Consider the following 19,531-nt stretch of genomic DNA (forward strand, 5'->3'; position numbering starts at 1 on the left):
GGGGTCGCATGAGCGAGAACGTCTGGGGATCTCCGGATCCGTCGGCACGGCGCGACGCGCCGGCGACCGGGGTCGAGCGGTCCGGCGCGGCTCAGCCGCCCGCGCATCCCTCCGGGCAGGACCCCGCGCCCTCGCCGGAGGAGACCGACGTCGAGCTCGCCCGCCCCGAGGACATCGAGCGGGCCCAGGCCGTCAAGGACCTCAAGCGCCGGCGCGACTTCGCCGGCTCGGTCGGCGGCTGGTTGACCGTCTCCGCGATCAGCACCGGCGTCTGGTTCGCCACCGGCGCCGACGGCTACTTCTGGCCGATCTGGCCGATGCTCGGCATCGGCATCGGCGTCGCCAGCCAGGCCGCCGCGCTCTGGGGCCCGGCGAAGAAGGAGATCACCGAGGCCGACATCGCCGCGCAGATGCGCAGGCGCGAGCTGCGCGGCCGCTGACGCCCCGAGGCGCCCGCCGGGCGGCCCCGACGCGCACGACATCAGCCAGGAGCCGTTCTCATCGCCCATCGGAGATGAGAGGCGCTCTCGGCTGATGATGCGTCGTGCCGCCGCGCACGACTGGGGGCCGCAGTCTCTGCACAGCGGATCTCGATACGCCCGCTCCGCGGGCTACTCGATCAACATGGAGCGCCCGACCCCCGGCCACGCGACACGAGCGGCCGCGGCGGCCCCCATGGAGCACGAGCCGCCGCAGCGGCCACCCATGCTGGTCGAGCAGCCGCGCAGCGGCGTATCGAGACCCGGCGAACGAACCAGCACGCGCCATCCATGCTGGTCCAGTAGCCGCGCAGCGGCGTATCGAGACCCCGCGAACGAACCGCCACGAGCCTCCGCCCGGCGGCCCCCTCCCAGGAGCCCCGTCGACCGCGGCTGCTAGGGTGCGTCACGAGCGCGCCGACGTCCCGACGACAGCGCTCACGGCACAGCGTGGCGCGCCGGACCCGCGGCGTGCCGCCTCCGGCACCGCCCACTGACGGTTTGGACACCCTTGGCCGACTCCTCCTCGCCCTCCTCCGCGCAGCCTCCCTTCGACGCGTCGCAGTTCCACGAGCTCCCGCCCCGGCGGCCCTCCCGGCGCGCCGTCGTGCTCGGCGCGGTCGGCGCCGGCCTCGGCCTCGTCGCCCTCGGCGGCGGCGGCTACGCCGCTTACCGCGCGCTGCAGCCCGACCAGCCCGGCGTCTCCGGCGAGCCCGGCACCCCGGCCGCCGAGCTCGACCTGCTCGCGGGGGTTCCGACTCCCACGCCGTCCTTCGGACCGAACGGCACGCACTGGCCCTCGCGCACGCCGTGGTTCACCGGCGACGTCGACCTCGAGGTCGAGGTCGAGTGCTCCTGGTCCGCGATCAGCGAGGCCATCACGACCGCGCTCGACACCGCCGGTCCCGCCGACACCATCCGCATCCTCGTCGCACCCGGGGAGCTCCCCGGCGGCGGCGCCGGCTCGAGCTCCTCGCCGATGATGCAGGACGTCGGCTCGCTCGACCGCGACACCCGCGTCCTGGTCTACCCCCGCGACGGCTGGGGCACGGTCACCACCGCCAACTCCTGGCGCCTGCTCCGCGTCTACAACGTCGCTCTCGTGGGCATCGTGACCAACGGCGCCTTCCTCGTCTCCGGCTGCAGCAGCTCGGCCTTCGCCCGGATCACCACCAACGCCTACAACGTCTACGGCGTCGACGGCACGGACTTCACCGAGAACGTCGAGCTCGTCGAGGTCGTCGTCCCCGACGCCCAGCTGCGCGACGAGGACGTCTCGAGCATGCGCACGCCCACCGACGGCCGCGGCGGCCTGCGCCACGTCTTCCGCATCGGCTGCTACACCGCCCCCGCCTACAAGGAGAAGGGGTCCGGCGCGCACACCGACACCGTCCAGTTCTCCGGCCAGGGCGGCAACTACTACGGCGACATCACCAGCATCGACTGCATCGACTTCGCCTCCACGAACACCGCGTTCCAGATCGGCTCCGCCCAGAACGTGCGCTACCAGCACTGCCTGGTCGTCGGCGCGGACGTCGTGAAGCGCGTCTTCCCCGTCCCCGACGAGGCCGACCAGGACGGCAGCTTCGGCGCCTCCAACGGCCCCGGCACCGAGTACGGCTGCTCCGCCCTCGACACCACCTTCATCGGGCCGATGGGCGCCGCGACCTGGGCGTCCGTCTCCGGCTCGACCGCGGGCTACGAGACGAGCGGCTCGGCGCCGCAGGAGGGCGAGTGGATCATCGACCCGTCGATCCTGGAGTGGAGCGCGGACGACGTCCACGAGCGCAGCCCGCAGGTGACGAGCGAGTACCTGGCGCAGATCTGGGCCTGATCCGGTTCCGGCTCTGATCCGCGGTTCGCCCGGGTCCTCAGCCGGCGTGCCGACCCGCCCGGGCCGGCCGCGCCAGCGCCACGAGCGGCGCCGGCACCGTGAAGAGCGGATCGCCGGGGATCAGCGCGAGCACGCGGCGGATCCCGAGCGACAGCGCGACGATCGCGGCGGTGAGCACCAGCGGGTAGAGCAGCGCCACCACCGGCCGCTCGAGCAGCCCGGCCAGCCATGCGGCCTCCGGAGTCGCGACCAGCGACCACAGTCCCAGCAGCGGCACCTGCAGCAGGTAGATCGGCAGCGTCCGGCGCCCGATCGCCGAGCCGACCCGCGCGGCAGGCGCCCAGCGGCAGAGCAGCGCCGCGCAGGCCACGGCCAGCGGGATCGCGCTCGCGCTCACGACGAAGCCCGCGACCTGGTCGGCCGCCCCGTCGACGACCCGTCCCGCGGCGACCGCGACCAGGAACACGCCGAGCGGCACGAGCAGCACCAGCACACCGGGCCGCGAGAAGCGGCGCAGCTGCTCGGCGCCGAGGACCCCGAGCGCGAAGAAGACGAAGTTGGCCAGCAGCGCGTCGCCGAAGAGGATGACCCGCAGGTTCGCCGCAACGAACCAGGCGATCGTGCCGAGCAGCAGGATCCCCCACCAGGGCACCCGCAGCGCCCGCAGCAGCACGAGCACGAGCGGGTAGAGCGCCAGCGCGAAGAGGAACCAGAGCGTCGTGGTCGGGAAGACGAACTGCAGGAGGAAGCGGTCGAGCGAGTCGATCGAGTGCGGGAAGTCGGGCCGCGCGAGCAGGAGGAAGAAGACGGCGTAGAGGACGACCCACACCGCGTAGAGGTAGTAGCTCGAGACGAGGCGCACTCGCGCTGAGCCGCGCCGCCAGCCGCGGAGGAGGCCGGTCTGCGCCAGCAGCCCCGCCAGCGCGAACAGGATCGGCATCCGGATGCGGCCGAGCGAGCCGCCCACCTGGTCCCAGAGAGCGGCGACGGAGGAGCCCGGATCCGCGACGCCGGCGAAGCTCCAGATCAGGACGTGGAAGAGGACGACGGCGAGGACACCGAGACCGCGGGTGGTGTCGATCCAGGCCAGCCGCTCGCGCGCGACGAGCGCGTCCCCTGATCCCGATGCCACGCGAACCAGTATGCGGGCTCGCCGTGTCGCCGAAAACGCGACACGAGGCGCCCGGCGGCGTCTCGCCGTGGCGCCGGGAGTCAGCTCCCGCCGTCGAGCCGCCCCACCGCGGTGACCCGCACGACCGCCGCGCCGGCCTCGTCCGACTCCGTGAGGTCGACGGTCGCCGAGATCCCCCAGTCGTGATCGCCGGCCGGATCGTCGAGGATCTGCCGCACCCGCCACTCGGTCGGCGTCTCGGTGACGAGCAGCATCTTCGGCCCGCGGGCGTCCGGCCCGATCCCGATCGAGTCGTGCTCGTCGTAGTAGTCGTCGAGGGCCTCGCCCCAGGCGTCGGCGTCGAAGCCGGCCGCCGCGTCGAGCTCGCCGAGCGCCTCGTGGTCGTCGAGCGCCGCGAGCGTGACGCGGCGGAACAGCTCGTTGCGCACCAGCACCCGGAAGGCGCGGTGGTTCGCGGTGAGCCGTCGCGGCGCCGGCGGCACGATCGCCTGGTCGGCGCTGTGCAGGGCCGGGTTGACCAGCTCCTCCCACTCGTCCACCAGCGACGAGTCGACCTGGCGCACGAGCTCGCCGAGCCACTCGATCAGATCGTGCAGCTCCTCGTTCTTGATCTCGTCGGGGATGGTCTGCCGGGCCGCGCGGAACGCGTCGGAGAGGTAGCGCAGCACGAGGCCCTCCGAGCGGGAGAGCTTGTAGAACGCGCAGTACTCGCCGAACGACATCGCGCGCTCGTACATGTCGCGGACGACCGACTTCGGCGAGAGCTCGAAGTCGCGCACCCACGGCTGCACGGACGTGTAGGTCTCGAAGGTCACCTCGAGCAGCTCCTGGAGCGGCTTGGGGTGGGTGACGCTCTCGAGCAGCTCCATCCGCTCCTCGTACTCGATGCCGTCCGCCTTCATCGCGGCGACCGCGTCGCCCCGGGCCTGGAACTGCTGGGCGCCGAGGATCTGCCGCGGGTCATCGAGCGTCGCCTCGAGCACCGAGATCACGTCGAGCGCGAAGGACGGCGACTCGGGATCGAGCACGTCGAACACCGCGAGCGCGAACGGCGAGAGCGGCTGGTTGAGCGCGAAGTTCGGCTGCAGGTCGACGGTCAGCCGGATGCGGACCACGCCGTCGCGGTCGACCACCTGCTCGACCACCTCGGCGGTGCGCAGGGTGCGGTAGATGCCCAGCGCGCGCCGGGCCAGCTGCAGCTGGCGCTTCCACGGCTCGTGGTTGTCGAAGATCAGCGCGTGCACGTTCGCGAAGACGTCGCCCCCGCGCGCGATCACGTTGAGCAGCATCGAGGAGGTGATCGTCATGTGCGAGGTGAGCGTCTCGGGCTCGGCGTCGACGAGCTTGCGGAAGCTGGGCTCGCCCCAGCTGACGAAGCCCTGCGGCGCGCGCTTGGCGACCCACTTGCGGCGCTTCTTCGGGTCGTCGCCCATCTTGTCCAAGGCCTTGCGGTTCTCGGACTCGTGCTCGGGCGCCTGCACCACGACGGTGCCCGCGGTGTCGTAGCCGGCGCGACCGGCCCGGCCGGCGATCTGGTGGAACTCGCGGGCCGAGAGCTGGCGGGTCTTCACGCCGTCGTACTTGGTCAGCGCGCTCAGCAGCACGGTGCGGATCGGGACGTTGATGCCGACGCCGAGGGTGTCGGTGCCGCAGATGACGCGCAGCATCCCCTGCTGGGCCAGCTGCTCGACCAGGCGGCGGTACTTGGGCAGCATGCCCGCGTGGTGCACGCCGATCCCGAGGCGCAGCAGCCGGGAGAGCGTCTTGCCGAACGCCGTGGTGAAGCGGAAGCCGCCGATCACCTCCGCGATGCGGTCGCGGTGCTCGCGGGTCGCGATGTTCGCGCTGGTCAGCGCCTGCGCCCGCTCGAGGGCCGTGGCCTGCGAGAAGTGCACGACGTAGACCGGCGCCTGGTTCGTCGAGAGCAGCTCCTCGATCGAGTCGTGGATGGGCGCGATCTCGTAGAAGAAGTGCAGCGGCACCGGCCGCTCGACGCCGGTGACCGTGGCCGTCTCGCGACCCGTCCGCCGGGTGAGGTCGGCGGCGAGCGCCGTCACGTCGCCGAGGGTCGCCGACATCAGCACGAACTGCACGTGCGGCAGCGTGAGCAGCGGCACCTGCCAGGCCCAGCCGCGGGCCGGGTCGGCGTAGAAGTGGAACTCGTCCATCACGACCTGGTCGACGTCGGTCTCCGCGCCGTGCCGCAGCGCCAGGTTGGCGAGGATCTCGGCGGTGCAGCAGATGATCGGCGCATCGGGGTTCACGGAGGAGTCGCCGGTCACCATGCCGACGTTCGCGGCGCCGAACACGTCGACCAGCGCGAAGAACTTCTCCGAGACGAGCGCCTTGATCGGGGCGGTGTAGTAGCTGCGCCGCCCGTTCGCGAGGGCCGCCGCGTGCGCCCCGATCGCCACGAGCGACTTGCCGGTGCCGGTGGGCGTCGACAGGATCAGGTTCGCGCCCGACGAGATCTCGATCATCGACTCGTCCTGCGCCGGGTACAGCGGCAGACCGCGCGACTCCGCCCACTCCGTGAACGCCAGGTACACCGCGTCGTCGTCGACGCGCCCGTCGGCGTCGGGCGTCGGCATCCGTTCGAGCAGCGTCAGACTCATCCCCGAAGTTTATTCGGGAGTGGCGTCCCCGCCGCCCCTCCCCGCAGTCGGCTCCATGGGAGGGCCGCGTCCCGCAGAGCGTCCTGCGTCCGCTCCGTCGAATCGCTTGGCACGCGATCCGCCGACTCGCTCGCCCCTGATCGACATCCCGCAGGTCTCGGCACGCCTCCCCCTGCTGGTCGAGCAGCGGCGTATCGAGACCCACGCCTGCACAACGGCGGATCTCGATACGCCCTCTCCGAGGGCTACTCGATCAGCATGAGCCGGACGCCCTTCGCTCATGCTGGTCGAGTAGCCCCGGAGGGGCGTATCGAGACCCACGCCTGCACAACGGTGGATCTCGATGCGCCCTCTCCGAGGGCTGCTCGATCAGCATGCTGCGGCTCCCGACCTAGCAACCCCGCATCGGCACGTCGAGACCAGCGCCCGCCCGCGCTCACCGGCGCGCCCGATCGGCCAGGGCGCGGCGCAGCCGCTCGACCGAGCGCTCGGGATGCGCCAGGAACTCCGCCGCGACGATCCGCACCGGGTGCACGCCGATCGCGGGGAAGTCGTCGTAGCGGCCGACGTCGCGCGCGAACTGCCGGTTGCTCGTGCGGTGCCCGTCTCCCTCGTACTCCCACGAGACGCGCTCCCGCTCGTACCAGCCGTCGGGCCGCCCGACGAAGACGCCGGCGGGGGTGAACAGCGGCACCTGGAGCTGCGGCTCCGGCAGTCCCGCGCGCACCGACGCGAGCCGGAAGCCGGTCTCGGGCCGCGACTCGGCGCCGTCGCGCACCAGCGCGATCGCCTCGCGCAGCCGCGCCGCCCCCCGCCCGCAGAACGACGCCACCCGCTCGCGCAGCGCTGCGAGCGGCACCCACGGCCGTGGATCCCAGGGATCTCCGCGGTGCGGCGTCCGCACGAGCGCGTCCCCCACCGCGACGAGGTCGTCGAGCTCGAGCAGCGCACCCAGGTGGCAGAACAGCGATGCCCCGTCGGTCATCGGCACGCCGTGCCGGACGACGCGCCGCACCAGCACATCGGACACCGCGTGCCCGGCCACTCCTGGACGCCGCGGGGCGCGGTGGGGTGCCCGCACGCTGACATGCAGCGGCTCATCCGGCCGGGCGCGCGGCAGCTCCAGCGGCCAGAGCCTCGCCGCCGTCAGATGGCTGAGCACCGCACCCGGCCCGAGCACGGCGAGGAGCGCCCGAGCACGGACCTCCAGGTCCGGATCGCCGTCGCCCACCCGCACACCGCGGAACGGCGTGCGCAGATCACCGCTGCGGAGCCGACCCCGTGCGACACCCACACGCGCGGCCTCCGCGACGGTGAACGGCCGCCCGAGGAGCTCGGTGGGAAGACGTGACGGCTGCTGCATCCCGACACCGTGCCGCACCCGGACCCTTCAGAACCGCTCTCCACAGCCCCGCCCGTTCTCCACAGCCCCGCCGCGCGCGTCGATCCGTCACGAACGGTCGTCTCGGGCGACGGATGACGACCACTCGTGACGGATCAGAGGCCGACGCGGGTGCAGCGTGAGCCGGACGCCCTCGCTCATGCTGGTCGAGCAGCCGCGCAGCGGCGTATCGAGACCCCGCGGCTCAGGCCAGGGCGCGCTCGACGTAGGGCCGCAGGTCGGCGGCGAGGCGCAGCTCGCCCGCGGCCTCGGCGTCGAGGAGGGTCTGCGCGTCGTCGGCGCGGCGCTCGACGAACCAGCGGCCGAGCGGCACGGCCCGCTCCGGCCGCGACAGCAGCTCGATCGCGTCGCCGGCCGCGATGCTCCCGCGGTGCAGCACGCGCAGATACGCACCCGTGCGCCCCGCTTCGGCGAAGCGCTTCACCCACTGCGGCTCGCCGAGCACGCGCTGGAAGGTGGCGCACGGCGTCCGCGGCATCGTCACCTCGACCTCGACCTTCTCGCCGATCCGCCAGCGCTCGCCGATCACTGCGCCGGTCAGGTCCAGGCCCTCCACCCGAAGGTTCTCGCCGAAGCGCCCGGCGGGCATCTCGTAGCCGAGCCGCTCCTCCCACCACTCGGCGTCCTCGCGGGCGTAGGCGTAGAGCGCCTTCGCCTCGCCGCCGTGGTGCGCCCGGTCGGCCTGCACGTCGGCGTAGACGCCGAGATCGCGGATGACGACGGGTCCGTCGACGGGGCGCTTGTCGATGGCGGTGACGCCCACCAGACCCGGGTCGGGGAGCAGGCGGTCGACGCGGCAGACGGCGAGGAGTCGGGGCATGCCGTCATGCTCTCACCGCCCGGCGCCCGCCGTGCGCAGGGGCTCGCCCGCGTAGGCTCGCACGTCATGCGCGCCGCCCTCCCCGCTCCCCGGTTCGACCCGCTCGTCCTCGACGGCCTCGCGGAGGGGTACGCCGGCGACACCGGCGCCCGGGAGCACGCGGAGGGGCTCCGCTTCGAGGGCGTCGACCTCACCGGAGCCGACCTGACCGCAGCCTCCTTCAGCGAGTGCGTGCTCGACGGCGTGGTCCTCGAGCGGGCGCAGCTGCGCGCCGCCTCCCTCGTCGAATCGCGGCTGGAGCGGCTGGACGTGCCCGGGCTCACGGCTCCGCGCAGCCGCTGGCGCTCGATCGAGCTCGCCTCCTCGCGCCTGGGCTCGGCCGAGCTCTACGAGACCACTTTCGAGCAGGTGCGGATCTCGGACTGCAAGCTCGGCTACGTCAACCTCCGCGCCGCGACCCTGCACGACGTGCTCTTCGAGCGCTGCACGATCGACGAGCTCGACCTCGGCGGGGCCACCGGTTCGCGGGTGGCCTTCACCGACTGCGACGTCCGCTCCCTGGAGCTGCCCGGCGCGCGGATCCAGGACCTCGATCTGCGCGGCGCCGAGCTGCACGTGCTCGGCGGCCTCGACGGCCTGCGCGGCGCGGCGCTGACGGAGCTGCAGCTCGGCCTGATGCTGCCGCTGTTCGCCGAGCACTTCGGCGTGCGGGTCCTGGGCTGAGGCGCGCGGCCCGGCCGCGGCATCCCCCGATCAGCTGCGGCGTCGCCCGATCAGCCGCGACGTCTCCCGATCAGCCGGGTCAGCGCCCGGCGGCCGAGCAGGAACACCCCGAGCACGACGGCGGTGACGACCACGAAGCTCAGCTGCACGCCCTGCCCCGAGAGCACGCGCAGCAGCATCCCGCCGGCCACGGTCACGATCCACACCACGATCCCGGAGAGGACCAGGCGGTCGGGCGTGCGCCAGGCCCGGGCGATCACCCAGCCCAGCAGCAGCGCCGCGAGGAACGGCCACAGCGTCACGAGGAAGCCCTCGAGCACCGAGCCGCCGTCGTGCGTCCCCCGCCCGATCAGCACGAAGACCGCGACCAGCACCGCGTCCAGCGCCAGCCCGAGGGCCGCGCGGCGGGTCACGCCGGCTCCGTGACGAAGTCGATCAGCTGCTCGACCCGGCCGAGCAGCGCGGGCTCGAGGTCCTGGAAGGTGCGGACCTGCCCGAGGATGCGCTGCCAGGCGCGGGCGATGTCGGCCTGCTCGTCGTGCGGCCAGCCGAGCGCCTGGCAGATGCCCTTCTTCCACTCGATCGAGCGCGGGATCTCGGGCCAGCGCTCGAGCCCGACGCGGGCGGGCTTCACCGCCTGCCAGACGTCGACGAAGGGGTGGCCGACCACGAGGACGTGCGCACCGTGCGGCCCGGCGGCGACCGCGTCGGCGATCCGCGACTCCTTCGACCCGCGGACGAGGTGGTCGACGAGCACGCCGATGCGCCGCCCGGGCCCGGGTGCGAAGGCGCGGACCAGCTCGTCGAGGTTGTCGACGCCCTCGATGTACTCGACGACGACGCCCTCGACGCGCAGGTCGTGGCCCCAGACCTTCTCGACCAGCTCGGCGTCGTGCCGGCCCTCGACGTAGATGCGGCTCGGCAGCGCGACGCGCGCCTTCGCATCGGCGACGTGGAAGGAGCCGGAGGCGGAGCGCGCCCGGCCGAGGTTCGCATCGCGCTTGAGCCCGGGGGCCTTCAGCGACACCGGCTTGCCGTCGATGAGGAAGCCGGGGCCGATCGGGAAGACGCGGACCTTGCCGAAGCGGTCCTCGAGCTTCACCATCCGCAGCTCGACGCCGACGACGGCGCCGACGAATCCGGAGGCGACCTCCTCGACCACGAGATCGCGCTCGGCCTCGACCACCGCGACCTCGACCTTGTTCTTCGCTCGCCAGTTCCCGGCGAGCACGTCCTGCCCGTACCTGTCGTCGTCCATCGCCTCGAGGGTAGCCCGCTGCTGCTGCGGATGATCATCACTCTCGATTGCGCGAATACATTGCGATGCGTTTATGGATCTGCTCCACTGGTCGAGGTCGTCGTCCGGCGGCCTCCCCTCCGAAAGGCAGCGCCATGAGCACCACCGACCTCCACGCCGAGCACGACGTCACCGAGCACGAGCACGGCGAGGGCTGCGGCCACACCACCGTCGAGCACGACGGCCACGTCGACTACGCGCACGGCACCCACCGCCACGCCCTGCACGGCGACCACTACGACGAGCACGGCGCCCACGCCGAGCACGTCGCGGCCGCCGACCAGTCCTGACCTGATCGGGATCTCGATACGCCCCCTGCAGGGGCTGCTCGATCAGCATGATGCCGCCGCGGCCCGCGCCCATGCTGGTCGAGTAGCCGCGCAGCGGCGTATCGAGTTCATGCTGGTCGAGTAGCCGCGCAGCGGCGTATCGAGACCCACCCATCGAACGACGGTGGATCTCGATACGCCCTCTCCGAGGGCTACTCGATCAGCATGATGCCGCCGCCGGCCCGCACCCACGCCGGTCGAGCAGCGCGCAGCGCGCATCGAGACCCGCCCGTGGACGAGCATGTCGCCGGAAGACGGCGCTCCCAGGCGCGTTGAGTAGGCTGACAGCGAAAGAACGTGCTCCGGGGTCGGTGAGAGTCCGAACCGGCGGTGACAGTCCGCGAGCCGCTGACCACTTCGGTGGGAGGCGGTTGACCTGGTGGAACTCCGGGACCGACGGTGAAAGTCCGGATGGGAGGCAGCACGAGCGTCGCGCGCGAGCGCGGCGCTGAACGACGGTGCCCGCGCACCGCTGTTCGCACCCCGGAGTTCGGCGACGAACGGAACCGGGAATGACGAACGACTTCGAGCACGCGATGCGCAGGGCGCTGGCCCTCGCCGAGCGCGGCCCCGCCCGCGGCGTGAATCCGCGCGTCGGCTGCGTCCTGCTCGCGCCCGACGGCAGCGTGCTGGCCGAGGGCTGGCATCACGGAGCCGGCACCGCCCACGCCGAGGTCGACGCCCTCTCCGCGATTGCCCCCGGTGCCGCGGCCGGCGCCACCGCCGTCGTCTCCCTCGAGCCCTGCGACCACACCGGCCGCACCGGCCCGTGCAGCCGCGCCCTGATCGACGCCGGCGTCACCCGCGTCGTCTACGCCGTCGGCGATCCCGGCGACCGCTCGGCGGGCGGCGGCGACACGCTCCGCGCGGCCGGCGTCGAGGTGATCGAGGGCGTGCTCGCCGACGAGGCGGAGGAGTTCCTGCACGTCTGGCTCACCGCGACCCGTCGCCGCCGCCCCTGGGTGACGCTCAAGTGGGCCTCCACGCTCGACGGCCGCACCGCCGCCGCGGACGGCAGCAGCCGCTGGATCACCGGCGCCGCCGCCCGCCAGCGGGTGCACGAGCAGCGCGCCGCGGCCGACGCGATCCTCGTCGGCACCGGCACGGTCCTCGCCGACGACCCGAGTCTCACCGCCCGCGGCGACGCCGGCGAGCTCCTCGCCGAGCAGCCGCTCCCCGTCGTCGTCGGGTCGCGCGCCGTCCCCGCCGGCGCCCGGGTGCTCGAGCACCCGCGCCCCCCGCTCCTCGAGCGCACCCGCGACCTCCCCGCCGTCCTCGACCGCCTCTACGAGGCCGAGGTCCGCCACGTCTACGTCGAGGGCGGCCCCGTCCTCGCCTCCGCGCTCGTCGCCGACGGGCTCGTCGACGAGTTCCTCGTCTACCTCGCCCCCGCGCTGCTCGGCGGTCCCCGCCTGGCGCTCGGCGACGTGGGCGTCGACAGCATCGCCGGCGCCCACCGCCTCGACCTCCGCTCCGTGGAGGTCCTCGGCGGCGACCTCCTCGTCACCGCCCGGCCGGGCTCCCCCGCCCGCCGGCAGCCCGCCCCGCAGAAGGAGTCCTGATGTTCACCGGAATCATCGAGGAGGTCGGCGTCGTCACCGCCGTCTCGGCAGGGACCGACGCGATCCGCCTGACCGTGCGCGGCCCGCTGGCCGTCGAGGGCGCCCGGCACGGCGACTCGATCGCGGTCTCGGGCGTCTGCCTCACCGTCGTCGAGCAGTCGGAGGACGGCTTCACCGCCGACGTGATGGCGCAGACCCTGCGGATGTCCACGCTCGACGGCGTCGCGGTCGGCGACCCCGTGAACCTCGAGCGCGCGGCGCTCGTCGGCGACCGCCTCGGCGGCCACATCGTCCAGGGCCACATCGACGGCACGGCGACGCTGCTCGCGATCACCCCCGGCGACGCCTGGCGCGTGCTGCGCTTCTCCCTCCCGCCCGAGGCCGCCCCGCTGGTCACCGACAAGGGCTCGATCGCGGTCGACGGCGTCTCGCTGACCGTCTCGGCGATCAGCCCCGCCGCCGAGCCGGAGCAGTGGTTCGAGGTCTCGCTCATCCCCGAGACCCTCGCCGCCACCACGCTCGGCGCCCGCGCCGTCGGCGACCGGGTCAACATCGAGACTGACATCCTCGCCCGCCACGTCGAGCGGATGCTCGCCCTGCGCTCGGCCGCCCCGGTCGGAGGCCGGGCATGAGCCTCTCCACGATCCCCGAGGCCGTCGCCGCGCTCCGCGCCGGCCGGCCGATCATCGTCGCCGACGACGAGGGCCGCGAGAACGAGGGCGACGTCATCGTCTCGGCCCAGCTCGCCAGCCAGGAGACGATCGCCTGGATGGTGCGCCACTCCTCCGGCTTCATCTGCGCGCCGATGACGAACGAGATCGCCGACCGCCTGGAGCTCCCGCTGATGGTGATCGACAACGAGGATCCGCGCGGCACCGCCTACACGCTGTCCGTCGACGCCGCCGACCGTCTCTCCACCGGGATCAGCGCCTCGGACCGCGCGCACACGCTCCGCGTCCTCGCCGACCCGGAGGCGACCCCGTCGCGGCTGCACCGTCCGGGCCACATCCTGCCGCTGCGCGCCGTCGAGGGCGGCGTGCGCGAGCGCGACGGCCACACCGAGGCCGCGGTCGACCTGATGCGCCTGGCCGGCCTCGAGCCGGTCGGCGCCATCTCGGAGATCGTGGCGGAGGACGGCGAGATGATGCGCCTCCCCGGCCTGATCGCCCTCGGCGAGCGCGAGGACGTGCCGGTCACCACGGTCGCCGCGCTCATCGCGTACCTCGAGGAGCACCACCCCGACCTCGACGCGCCGAGCGTGGAGCCTGCCCGCGACACCCCGCGGGTGATCTTCGAGGTCGAGACCACCGTGCCGACCACCCACGGCCCGTTCCGCCTGCGCGCCTACCGCGACCGCCAGACCGGAGCCGACCACGTCGCGGTCGTGGCCGGCGAGGTCGGCGACGGCCGCCCGGCGCTCGTGCGGGTGCACTCCGAGTGCCTCACCGGCGAGGCGTTCGGCTCGCTGAAGTGCGAGTGCGGCCCGCAGCTCGACGCGGCGCTCGACACGATCCAGCGCGACGGCGGCGTCGTGATCTACCTGCGCGGGCACGAGGGCCGCGGCATCGGGCTGATCAACAAGCTCCGCGCGTACCGGCTCCAGGAGGACGGGCTCGACACGCTCGACGCCAACCTCGCCCTCGGCCTGCCCGCGGACGCGCGCGACTACGGAGCGGCCGTCGGCATCCTCGAGGACCTCGGCGTCACCGACGTCCGCCTGCTCACCAACAACCCGGAGAAGGTGCGCCAGCTCACCGATCGCGGCATCACCGTCTCCGAGCGCGTGCCGCTCGTGGCCGGCGTCGGCGCCTTCAACCAGGGCTACCTCGCCACCAAGCGCGACCGGATGGGCCACTTCAGCGATCTCGACCCCCTCGCCGGCGTCGACACCCTCGTCGAACCCGACCCCCTGGTCGACTCGGGCACTCTCGTCGATCCCGGCCCCGGGATCGGACTCGACCCCCTCGACGCCGGACCCTCCGGCGCGACATCGAAGGAGTAAGCCATGGCCGGTAGCGGCGCCCCCACCACCTCCGCCCTCGACGGGAGCGGCCTCCGCGTCGTCGTCGTCGCGGGGACCTGGCACCAGCAGATCAGCGACGGCCTGATCGCCGGCGCGTCGAGCGCGCTCGACGAGTCGGGCGCCTCCTGGTCGCTCGTGCGCGTCCCCGGCTCGTTCGAGCTGCCGGTCGCCGCGAAGGCGGCGCTCGAGGCGGGCGCGGACGCGGTGGTCGCCCTCGGCGTGATCATCCGCGGCGGCACCCCGCACTTCGAGTACGTCTCGGACGCCGCGACCTCCGGGCTGACCACCGTCTCGATCCAGACCGGCAAGCCGGTCGGCTTCGGCGTGCTCACCCTCGACACCGAGCAGCAGGGCATCGACCGCGCCGGCCTGCCCGGCTCGAAGGAGGACAAGGGCCGCGAGGCGGCGGAGGCGGCCGTCGCGACCGCGCTCGTCCTCCGCGAGCTGCGCGGCTAGCTCCCGAGGCACCGGCCACCCCCGCTCCGGAGGTGCGCTCGCGCGCCGGTGACCCCCCTACCGGGGGCGCCGGCGCGCTTTGCTGTGAGAACACGGAGTAAAGTGGCCGGGTCGTCACGAGCGGCCCTACCCTTACTCCCCCTCGGCCCCCGCGGCCCGCAGCGCCCGATCGACGCCGCCCCCGCCGGCACCGGGAGACCCCTCCACCGGAGCAGCTCTCTTCCATGTCTTCTTCCCGTACCGCAGCCGACGCTCCCGCCGCCGCCCCGCAGAACTCGCGGGGCCGGGTGATCCTGGCGAGCCTCATCGGCACCTCGATCGAGTTCTACGACTTCTACGCCTACGCGACCGCGGCCGTCCTGGTCTTCCCGTCGCTCTTCTTCGTCAACGAGGACCCGGCGACCGCGCTCCTCGCCTCCTTCGCCGTCTTCGGCGTCGCGTTCATCGCGCGCCCGATCGGCTCGATCATCTTCGGCCACTTCGGCGACCGGATCGGCCGCAAGGGCACCCTCGTCGCCTCCCTCCTCACGATGGGAATCGCGACCTTCCTGATCGGCTGCCTGCCGACCGCGCTCACCCCCGGCTGGGAGTTCCTCGCGCCGTTCCTGCTCGTCGTGATGCGCTTCTGCCAGGGTCTCGGCCTCGGCGGCGAGTGGTCCGGCGCCGCGCTCCTGGCGACCGAGAACGCGCCCGCGAACAAGCGCGCCATCTACGGCACCTTCCCCCAGCTCGGCGCCCCGATCGGCTTCATCGTCGCGAACGTCCTCTTCCTGGTGCTCGCGAGCACCATGAGCGACGAGACCTTCGCCGCCTGGGGCTGGCGCGTGCCGTTCCTCGCGAGCGCCGTCCTCGTGATCATCGGCCTCTACGTCCGGTTCAAGCTCGTCGAGACCCCCGCGTTCCAGAAGGTCGTCGAGAAGGGCGAGGTCGCCAAGCTCCCGCTCGCCCGCGTCTTCGTCAGCAGCTGGCGCCCGCTGATCCTCGGCACGTTCATCATGCTGGCGACCTACGTGCTCTTCTACCTGATGACCACGTTCACGCTGACCTACGGCACCACGCCCGCCGACGCCGCGACCCCGGGTCTCGGCTACAGCCGCAACGACTTCCTCATCATGCTGATCGTGGGCGTCGTCTTCTTCGGCATCTTCACGCTCGTCTCGGGCCCCCTGGCCGAGAAGTTCGGGCGCCGTCGCACGCTGCTCGCCGTCACCACGGCGATCCTCGTCTTCGGCCTGCTCTTCGTCCCGCTGTTCAGCGGCGGCTTCGCCGGCGTGATGGCGGTGCTGATCCTCGGCTTCACGCTGATGGGGCTCACCTTCGGCCCGATGGGCGCCGTGCTGCCCGAGCTGTTCCCGACCAACGTCCGCTACACCGGCTCGGCGATGTCGTACAACCTCGCGTCGATCCTCGGAGCGGCGCTCGCGCCGATCATCGCGGTGGCGCTCTGGCAGTCGGCCGGCGGCAGCACGCTGCTGGTCGGCCTCTACCTCAGCGGCGCGGCGGTGCTGACGCTCATCGCGCTCCTGCTCTCGAAGGAGACGCAGCACCTCTCGTACACGGACAACGTGTCGTAGGTCCTGCGACCCCGCACGTCCGGCCCGTCGGTGATCCCGGCGGGCCGGACCCGTCTCCGGGCACTGCCGCGACCGGCGCTCGGCGTCGCGACCGGCGGCCGGTTCGCAGCAACGAGGGGGCAGAATGGACGGCGGCCTGCACGGAGCACGGCAGGGGACGAGCGAGGACGAACGAGCGATGAGCAGCACCCCGGAGACGACGCGCGGCGGACGACGACCCCGCCGCGGCAAGGACGACGGGCCCCGCGCCTCCTTCTCGCAGCTCGTCCCGTATCTGCTCGAGCACCGCGGCATCCTCTCCGTCGTGGTCGTGCTCAGCCTGTTCGGCGCCGCCGCCAGCCTCGCCCAGCCGCTCGTCGTCGGCCAGGTCATCACGCGCGTGCAGGAGGGCCTCGACCTCGGCCCGCTGGTCTGGGCGCTGCTCGTCCTGGTCGTCGCCTCCGGTCTCATCTCCGGCTTCGCGCACTACCTCCTCCAGCGCACCGGCGAGGGCATCGTCCTCTCCAGCCGCCGCCGCCTCGTCGCGCGCCTGCTCCGCCTGCCGATCCGCGAGTTCGACGCGCGCCGCACGGGCGACCTCGTCTCGCGCGTCGGCTCCGACTCCACCCTGCTGCGCGCCGTCCTCACCCAGGGCCTCGTCGACTCGATCGCCGGATCGCTGCTCTTCGTCGGCGCGATCATCGCGATGGCGATCATCGACTGGGTGCTGCTGCTGATCATCGTGGTCGTGGTGGCCGTCGCCCTCGGCGCGGCCCTCACCCTCGGGCGCGGGATCCGCGTCGCCAGCCGCAAGGCGCAGGAGAAGGTCGGCGACCTCGCCGCGGCCGTCGAGCGGGCCATCAGCGCCGTCCGCACCATCCGCGCCGCCGGCGCCACCGACCGCGAGATCGCCGTCGTCGACACCCACGCGACCGAGGCGTACCGGCTCGGCATCCGCGTCGCGCACATCTCGGCGCTCGTCGTCCCCGTGGCCGGCATCGCGATGCAGGTGGCGTTCCTCGCCGTCCTCGGCGTCGGCGGCTACCGCGTCGCATCGGGCGCGATCGACATCGCGCAGCTGGTCTCCTTCATCCTCTTCCTCTTCATGATGGTGATGCCGCTCGGCAACTTCATCGGCGCGATCACCTCGGTCAACTCGGCACTCGGCGCGCTCGGGCGGATCCAGGAGATCATCGACCTCCCCATCGAGGGCGACGGCGAGCGCGACGGCGGCGGACTCGGCGCGGGCGTGGCCGACTCGGCGATCGCGTTCGACGACGTCGTCTTCTCCTACGACGAGCGGGCGCTCGACGTCGACGCCGATGCCGCCGAGGAGGCGCGCGACCGCACTGTCCTCCGCGGCGTCTCCTTCACCGTCCCGCGCGGCAAGCGCACCGCGCTCGTCGGGCCCTCCGGCGCCGGCAAGAGCACGATCCTCGCGCTGATCGAGCGCTTCTACGACCCCGAGTCCGGCGTCGTCCGGCTCGGCGGCATCGACATCACCGCGATCGACCGCGACGCCCTGCGCGCCCAGATCGGCTACGTCGAGCAGGACGCCCCGGTGCTCGCGGGCACGCTCCGCGAGAACCTCGTGCTCGGCCGCCCCGACGCCTCCGACGAGGACTGCCTGAGCGTGCTCGAGGCCGTGAACCTCACCGACGTCCTCGAGCGCAATCCGCTCGGCCTGCACGCGCCGGTCGGCGAGAGCGGCGTCATGCTCTCGGGCGGCGAGCGCCAGCGCCTGGCCATCGGCCGCGCGCTCCTCGCCGCTCCGCCGATCCTGCTGCTCGACGAGTCCACCTCCAGCCTCGACGGGCTGAACGAGCAGCGCCTGCGCCTCGCGATCGACGCCGTCGCCGAGAACCGGACGCTCCTCGTCATCGCGCACCGCCTCTCGACGGTCGTCGACTCCGACCAGATCGTCGTGCTGCAGAAGGGCGAGGTCGTCGGCATCGGCACGCACTCCGAGCTCGTCGAGTCGACCCCGCTCTACCGCGACCTGGCGAAGCACCAGCTGCTCGTCTGAGCCGCCCGGGTGCGGGGCCCGAGGCGCGCGGTCAGAGCTCTGCAGTACGGGTCGGCAGCGAGTCAGCGCGGCGGCATCCGCAGCGCGCCGTCCAGGCGGATCACCTCGCCGTTGAGCATCGGGTTCTCGATCACGTGGCGGACGAGCGCCGCGAACTCCGACGGCCGGCCGAGTCGCGCCGGATGCGGCACGGCCTCGCCGAGGGCCGTGCGGGCCGCCTCGGGCAGGCCGGCGAGCAGCGGTGTGTCGAAGGTGCCGGGTGCGATCGAGACGACCCGGATCAGCACGGCGGCCAGCTCGCGGGCGAGCGGCAGGGTCAGCGCGGCGACCGCGCCCTTCGAGGCGGCGTAGGCGGCCTGGCCGATCTGCCCTTCGAAGGCGGCCACGGAGGACGTGGTCACGAGGACGCCCCGCTCCCCGTCGACGGGCTCCGCCTCGGCGATCGCGGCCGCCGCGAGCCGCAGCACGTTCAGGGTGCCCACGGTGTTGATCCGCAGCACCCGCTCGAAGGCGTCGAGCGCGAGCGGCCCGTCGCGGCCGAGCAGCCGGCCGGGAGTGGCGACCCCGGCGCAGGCGACGGCGATCCGGAGCCCGTCCGCGGCCGCGACGGCGCGCTGCACGGCGTCGGCGTCGAGCACGTCGCCCGCGACGCGCACGATCGACTCCGGGACGTCGGCGGCGTCGAGTGCCGCAGGGAGATCGAGCACGACGACCCGCGCGCCGGCCTCGTCGAGGGCGCGCGCCGTCGCCGCGCCGAGCCCGGAGGCTCCCCCGGAGACCAGCGCGGAGCAGCCCTCGACGCGCATCAGGGGGCGATCGTCGGCACGGGGGCGTCGGTGGACAGCGCCTCCGCGGAGCAGTCGGTGAAGGTGCGGTCGTAGTCGGCGATCGCCTGCTGCGCCGCCAGCGACTCCGCGTCGTCCACGGGCTCCTCCGGGGCGAGGGGCCGCTCGCCGAGGCCGTAGCGCGCCAGGCAGCGGGTGATGGCCTGCGAGACGGCGTCTCCCCCCGTCGCGATCCCCGCGGTCGCGGCCGGTGTCGACTCCGTCGCCCCGGTCGTCCGCGAGGGGGCGACCCCGGAGTCCGGGACCTCGGCCGGGTCGAGCGCGCAGCCCGCGGTCAGCAGCGCGAGCAGCACCGCGGAGGCGGCGGGCAGCACGCGGACGGCGCGGGGCCGGGAGCGCTCGGACATGGGCGACCTCGCAGGGGTGCGGTGGCGGACGAGGGACGGGCAGCGGAGCACCGGTGCCGGCCGCTGTCGTGGCGAGCGTAACGCAGGC

Annotated in this window: 18 protein-coding genes and 1 riboswitch; of the genes, 10 read left to right on the forward strand and 8 right to left on the reverse strand. The window is 73.3% G+C overall.

What is annotated here, in order from left to right; genetic code table 11:
- Positions 1-8 precede the first annotated feature (8 nt).
- The gene (locus HQQ82_RS16780) at positions 9-440 is read left to right on the forward strand and encodes a 2TM domain-containing protein (protein ID WP_173235194.1); all 432 of its coding nucleotides are present in this window, start codon (positions 9-11) and stop codon (positions 438-440) included.
- 550 nt (positions 441-990) lie between these two features.
- Positions 991-2,313, forward strand: a complete 1,323-nt coding sequence (locus HQQ82_RS16785; RefSeq protein ID WP_173235195.1) for a hypothetical protein — start codon at positions 991-993, stop codon at positions 2,311-2,313.
- A gap of 37 nt (positions 2,314-2,350) precedes the next feature.
- Here HQQ82_RS16785 and HQQ82_RS16790 read toward each other — a convergent pair whose 3' ends face one another.
- The 4 genes from HQQ82_RS16790 to HQQ82_RS16805 form a co-directional block, all read right to left on the reverse strand.
- Positions 2,351-3,445 carry an acyltransferase gene (locus tag HQQ82_RS16790; protein ID WP_173235196.1) on the reverse strand — a complete coding sequence of 365 codons (1,095 nt, stop codon included), beginning with the start codon at positions 3,443-3,445 and terminating at the stop codon, positions 2,351-2,353.
- An 80-nt stretch (positions 3,446-3,525) separates the two neighbouring features.
- Positions 3,526-6,060, reverse strand: coding sequence for an RNA helicase (locus tag HQQ82_RS16795; RefSeq protein WP_173235197.1), 2,535 nt, complete (start codon positions 6,058-6,060; stop codon positions 3,526-3,528).
- A 436-nt stretch (positions 6,061-6,496) separates the two neighbouring features.
- Positions 6,497-7,423 (reverse strand): hypothetical protein, encoded by a 927-nt coding sequence (locus HQQ82_RS16800; protein WP_173235198.1) that lies wholly within the window; start codon positions 7,421-7,423, stop codon positions 6,497-6,499.
- Between the two features lie 223 nt (positions 7,424-7,646).
- Positions 7,647-8,282: an MOSC domain-containing protein gene (locus HQQ82_RS16805; RefSeq protein WP_173235199.1), complete on the reverse strand. Its 636-nt coding sequence runs from the start codon at positions 8,280-8,282 to the stop codon at positions 7,647-7,649.
- Between the two features lie 66 nt (positions 8,283-8,348).
- Between HQQ82_RS16805 and HQQ82_RS16810 the strand changes: the two genes are divergently transcribed.
- Positions 8,349-9,005, forward strand: a complete 657-nt coding sequence (locus HQQ82_RS16810) for a pentapeptide repeat-containing protein (RefSeq protein ID WP_173235200.1) — start codon at positions 8,349-8,351, stop codon at positions 9,003-9,005.
- Between the two features lie 50 nt (positions 9,006-9,055).
- On the opposite strand, the gene HQQ82_RS16815 is transcribed toward HQQ82_RS16810, so the two are convergent.
- The gene (locus tag HQQ82_RS16815; protein WP_173235201.1) at positions 9,056-9,418 is read right to left on the reverse strand and encodes a DUF3054 domain-containing protein; all 363 of its coding nucleotides are present in this window, start codon (positions 9,416-9,418) and stop codon (positions 9,056-9,058) included.
- Positions 9,415-10,263 carry a DUF3097 domain-containing protein gene (locus tag HQQ82_RS16820; RefSeq protein ID WP_173235202.1) on the reverse strand — a complete coding sequence of 283 codons (849 nt, stop codon included), beginning with the start codon at positions 10,261-10,263 and terminating at the stop codon, positions 9,415-9,417. The genes HQQ82_RS16815 and HQQ82_RS16820 overlap by 4 nt, the downstream gene beginning before the upstream one ends.
- 134 nt (positions 10,264-10,397) lie before the next feature.
- Here HQQ82_RS16820 and HQQ82_RS16825 point away from each other — a divergent pair, with 134 nt between their 5' ends.
- The 7 genes from HQQ82_RS16825 (at position 10,398) to HQQ82_RS16855 (ending at position 18,251) form a co-directional block, all read left to right on the forward strand.
- On the forward strand, positions 10,398-10,592 hold the full coding sequence (locus tag HQQ82_RS16825; protein ID WP_173235203.1) for a zinc transporter permease: 195 nt from the start codon (positions 10,398-10,400) through the stop codon (positions 10,590-10,592).
- A 333-nt stretch (positions 10,593-10,925) separates the two neighbouring features.
- Positions 10,926-11,059: riboswitch (FMN riboswitch) on the forward strand.
- A gap of 84 nt (positions 11,060-11,143) precedes the next feature.
- On the forward strand, positions 11,144-12,193 hold the full coding sequence (gene ribD / locus HQQ82_RS16830) for a bifunctional diaminohydroxyphosphoribosylaminopyrimidine deaminase/5-amino-6-(5-phosphoribosylamino)uracil reductase RibD (protein ID WP_173235204.1): 1,050 nt from the start codon (positions 11,144-11,146) through the stop codon (positions 12,191-12,193).
- Entirely contained in the window at positions 12,193-12,825 is a 633-nt protein-coding gene (locus HQQ82_RS16835; RefSeq protein ID WP_173235205.1) for a riboflavin synthase, read from the forward strand. The genes ribD and HQQ82_RS16835 overlap by 1 nt, the downstream gene beginning before the upstream one ends.
- A complete protein-coding gene (gene ribA / locus HQQ82_RS16840) occupies positions 12,822-14,195 on the forward strand; it encodes a GTP cyclohydrolase II (RefSeq protein ID WP_173235206.1) in 1,374 nt (457 codons plus the stop codon). Before HQQ82_RS16835 ends, ribA begins: the two co-directional genes overlap by 4 nt.
- A gap of 3 nt (positions 14,196-14,198) precedes the next feature.
- Positions 14,199-14,672 (forward strand): 6,7-dimethyl-8-ribityllumazine synthase, encoded by a 474-nt coding sequence (gene ribH / locus HQQ82_RS16845; RefSeq protein WP_173235207.1) that lies wholly within the window; start codon positions 14,199-14,201, stop codon positions 14,670-14,672.
- A 224-nt stretch (positions 14,673-14,896) separates the two neighbouring features.
- Positions 14,897-16,246 carry an MFS transporter gene (locus HQQ82_RS16850; protein WP_173235208.1) on the forward strand — a complete coding sequence of 450 codons (1,350 nt, stop codon included), beginning with the start codon at positions 14,897-14,899 and terminating at the stop codon, positions 16,244-16,246.
- 178 nt (positions 16,247-16,424) lie between these two features.
- Complete coding sequence (locus HQQ82_RS16855; protein ID WP_173235209.1) at positions 16,425-18,251, forward strand: ABC transporter ATP-binding protein; 1,827 nt, start codon at positions 16,425-16,427, stop codon at positions 18,249-18,251.
- A 62-nt stretch (positions 18,252-18,313) separates the two neighbouring features.
- Here the strand turns inward: HQQ82_RS16855 and HQQ82_RS16860 are convergent, their stop codons facing one another.
- On the reverse strand, positions 18,314-19,057 hold the full coding sequence (locus HQQ82_RS16860) for an SDR family NAD(P)-dependent oxidoreductase (protein WP_173235210.1): 744 nt from the start codon (positions 19,055-19,057) through the stop codon (positions 18,314-18,316).
- Positions 19,057-19,443, reverse strand: a complete 387-nt coding sequence (locus HQQ82_RS16865) for a hypothetical protein (RefSeq protein ID WP_173235211.1) — start codon at positions 19,441-19,443, stop codon at positions 19,057-19,059. Before HQQ82_RS16865 ends, HQQ82_RS16860 begins: the two co-directional genes overlap by 1 nt.
- Positions 19,444-19,531: the final 88 nt, after the last annotated feature.

Source organism: Rathayibacter sp. VKM Ac-2856, assembly GCF_013205055.1.
Classification (GTDB): domain Bacteria; phylum Actinomycetota; class Actinomycetes; order Actinomycetales; family Microbacteriaceae; genus Rathayibacter.

Excerpts from the sequence above, each read along its gene's own strand:
- HQQ82_RS16780 (WP_173235194.1), top strand. The coding sequence starts at position 9 with ATGAGCGAGAACGTCTGGGGATCTCCGGATCCGTCGGCACGGCGCGAC.
- HQQ82_RS16825 (WP_173235203.1), top strand. The coding sequence starts at position 10,398 with ATGAGCACCACCGACCTCCACGCCGAGCACGACGTCACCGAGCACGAG.
- HQQ82_RS16800 (WP_173235198.1), bottom strand. The coding sequence starts at position 7,423 with ATGCAGCAGCCGTCACGTCTTCCCACCGAGCTCCTCGGGCGGCCGTTC.
- HQQ82_RS16795 (WP_173235197.1), bottom strand. The coding sequence starts at position 6,060 with ATGAGTCTGACGCTGCTCGAACGGATGCCGACGCCCGACGCCGACGGG.
- HQQ82_RS16860 (WP_173235210.1), bottom strand. The coding sequence starts at position 19,057 with ATGCGCGTCGAGGGCTGCTCCGCGCTGGTCTCCGGGGGAGCCTCCGGG.
- HQQ82_RS16855 (WP_173235209.1), top strand. The coding sequence starts at position 16,425 with ATGAGCAGCACCCCGGAGACGACGCGCGGCGGACGACGACCCCGCCGC.
- HQQ82_RS16865 (WP_173235211.1), bottom strand. The coding sequence starts at position 19,443 with ATGTCCGAGCGCTCCCGGCCCCGCGCCGTCCGCGTGCTGCCCGCCGCC.
- ribA (WP_173235206.1), top strand. The coding sequence starts at position 12,822 with ATGAGCCTCTCCACGATCCCCGAGGCCGTCGCCGCGCTCCGCGCCGGC.
- HQQ82_RS16810 (WP_173235200.1), top strand. The coding sequence starts at position 8,349 with ATGCGCGCCGCCCTCCCCGCTCCCCGGTTCGACCCGCTCGTCCTCGAC.
- HQQ82_RS16820 (WP_173235202.1), bottom strand. The coding sequence starts at position 10,263 with ATGGACGACGACAGGTACGGGCAGGACGTGCTCGCCGGGAACTGGCGA.
- ribD (WP_173235204.1), top strand. The coding sequence starts at position 11,144 with ATGACGAACGACTTCGAGCACGCGATGCGCAGGGCGCTGGCCCTCGCC.
- ribH (WP_173235207.1), top strand. The coding sequence starts at position 14,199 with ATGGCCGGTAGCGGCGCCCCCACCACCTCCGCCCTCGACGGGAGCGGC.
- HQQ82_RS16805 (WP_173235199.1), bottom strand. The coding sequence starts at position 8,282 with ATGCCCCGACTCCTCGCCGTCTGCCGCGTCGACCGCCTGCTCCCCGAC.
- HQQ82_RS16835 (WP_173235205.1), top strand. The coding sequence starts at position 12,193 with ATGTTCACCGGAATCATCGAGGAGGTCGGCGTCGTCACCGCCGTCTCG.
- HQQ82_RS16850 (WP_173235208.1), top strand. The coding sequence starts at position 14,897 with ATGTCTTCTTCCCGTACCGCAGCCGACGCTCCCGCCGCCGCCCCGCAG.